Raw genomic sequence first — 2,381 nt, 5'->3', positions numbered from 1 at the left:
GGTCCGCCGAACATTTCGGCGCAAGCATGAAAATCCGCCCCGTTGGACCCCCAAAGTGGAAAAGTAACTTACAACTTTTTAACCATAGTAACTCTTGAGGTTTGTGAATAACGTCCGAGGGTCTATGAACATGAACTGCTTCGGCGATTTCTCTAACTCGCGTTCCGATAGCTAACCACACTACATCTCTAGGTTTCTGTTTCAAAACTTCGTTATCCGGCTTATCTGAACTACCTCTTCATTGGATCTTCACTACGTAACCAAACGGAAGCGTGTAAGTCCACCATTGCCTGTTCATAGGCTTTAACTGCGTCGTTAATATTGGCAAAATAACTACCGCCTCCTTTTTGAGCTTTGGGGTTTTCTGCGGTTAAATAATAACAGCCTAATACCATGTCCTGAGACGGTGCTACAATTGGTCTACCGGTGGCAGGAGAAAGAATATTATGACAAGCTAACATCAATAGTCTTGCTTCTGCTTGGGACTCCAAAGACAAAGGAACGTGAACCGCCATTTGATCTCCGTCGAAGTCAGCGTTAAATGCTGGACATACCAGGGGATGCAACTGAATAGCACGACCTTCTACTAAAATAGGTTCAAAAGCTTGAATACCTAAACGGTGTAGAGTTGGGGCGCGGTTGAGTAAGACAGGGTGTCCACTAATCACCTCTTCTAGCACATTCCAAACACTGGGATCACCCTTAACAATCAGCTTTTTGGCTGCCTTAATATTATTGACCAACCCTAAGCGAATGAGACGGTGAATAACAAAAGGTTGGAATAACTCGATGGCCATTTCACGGGGTAGGCCACATTGATAAATCTTTAAATTTGGCCCCACCACAATCACAGAACGACCAGAATAGTCCACCCGTTTTCCTAAGAGGTTTTGACGGAAACGCCCTTGTTTCCCTTCAATAATATCCGATAAGGACTTCAACGGACGATTATTAGCCCCGACAACTGTACGGCCTCGTCTTCCGTTATCAATTAAAGCATCCACCGCTTCTTGTAACATCCGTTTTTCGTTACGGACAATGATTTCTGGGGCGAGAATCTCCTGTAAACGCGCTAAACGGTTATTACGGTTAATTACTCGTCGATAGAGATCGTTGAGGTCTGAGGTGGCAAAACGACCGCCATCTAACTGTACCATAGGGCGTAAATCTGGGGGAATGACGGGGATAACATCTAATACCATCCATTCTGCCAGTGATCCCGTAGCGATAAAGTTATCAATCACCCGTAAACGTTTAATCAGTTTTGCCCGTTTCTGTCCCTTACTTTGGGAGATGTCTTCCCGTAGTGTTTCGGCGATCTCCTCTAGGTTCATTTCTTGCAGTAACCGTTGAATGGCTTCTGCACCGATACCTACTTCTATGCCATATAAGTCTGAATCTTCGGCATAAATTTGATCTTCTACTTCAATCCACTGATCTTCTGTTAAGAGTTGCTTATAAATTAAATTACTGGCATTTCCTGGATCTAGCACCACATAGGCATTAAAGTAAACTATTTGTTCTACATCCCGTAGAGCCATATCCAACAAAATACTCATGTAACTGGGAATACCTTTGAGGTACCAAACATGAGTTACGGGGGCTGCTAGTTTAATATAGCCCATACGATGACGACGGACACGGGATTCCGTGACTTCTACCCCACAGCGTTCGCAGACAATACCTCGGTGACGAACCCGTTTATATTTACCACACCAACATTCCCAATCTTTCGACGGACCAAAAATTCTTTCACAAAATAGTCCGTCCATCTCGGGTTTTAAGGTTCTATAGTTGATGGTTTCGGGTTTGGTGACTTCCCCAACCACGACCCCATTGGGAAGGGTTCTCTCTCCCCTTTGACGAACCCGTTCGGGGGATGCTAATCCAATTTTTACGTAGTCGAATCTGGGTATCTTCTGGTGGTTTCATGCCTTGATGGTTCCTCAACAGTAAGGAAAAAATGATTAAATTTTCAACTTTTTATGGCCGAAAATGCTTAATTTATATCCAGGTTTTTACCTTTAAAGATTTTTGTCCAAATTACAGCACCTTCTGAACCACCTTTAAATTTTAGTCCCAACGAATCTTTCCATAACACCTTTTTTGGGTCTCGTAAAATCCAGGATCAGTGATCTGAATCACCCCTTGAAAGCTTTCTAGGGTGAAACTATTTCTAACTTACAATTTTTTTTTTCAAGGTTTTTCTTGTGAAAGAATTTAAACTTTTTTTTTTAAATTACTTTATGAAAGGCGGGTACCGGTAAAAAAATTTTAATTTGCATTTGGCCCTGTTTGCAATCTAAAAAAGTGGAAATTTCCGGATTCTCCCATTGTAATTGGAGTTCCCCTCAAGATCTCCGCGGAATTGTCCGGGTTTT

Annotated in this window: 1 pseudogene; it reads right to left on the bottom strand. The window is 42.5% G+C overall.

Features of this window, described 5'->3' with window-relative positions:
* Nucleotides 1–133: 133 nt before the first annotated feature.
* Nucleotides 134–1,932: pseudogene (locus tag CWATDRAFT_RS31180) on the bottom strand (DNA-directed RNA polymerase subunit gamma); the annotation flags it as partial.
* Nucleotides 1,933–2,381 lie beyond the last annotated feature (449 nt).

It is taken from the genome of Crocosphaera watsonii WH 8501 (assembly GCF_000167195.1).
Lineage (GTDB): Bacteria > Cyanobacteriota > Cyanobacteriia > Cyanobacteriales > Microcystaceae > Crocosphaera > Crocosphaera watsonii.
This window is presented reverse-complemented; position numbering and strand designations above follow the sequence as displayed.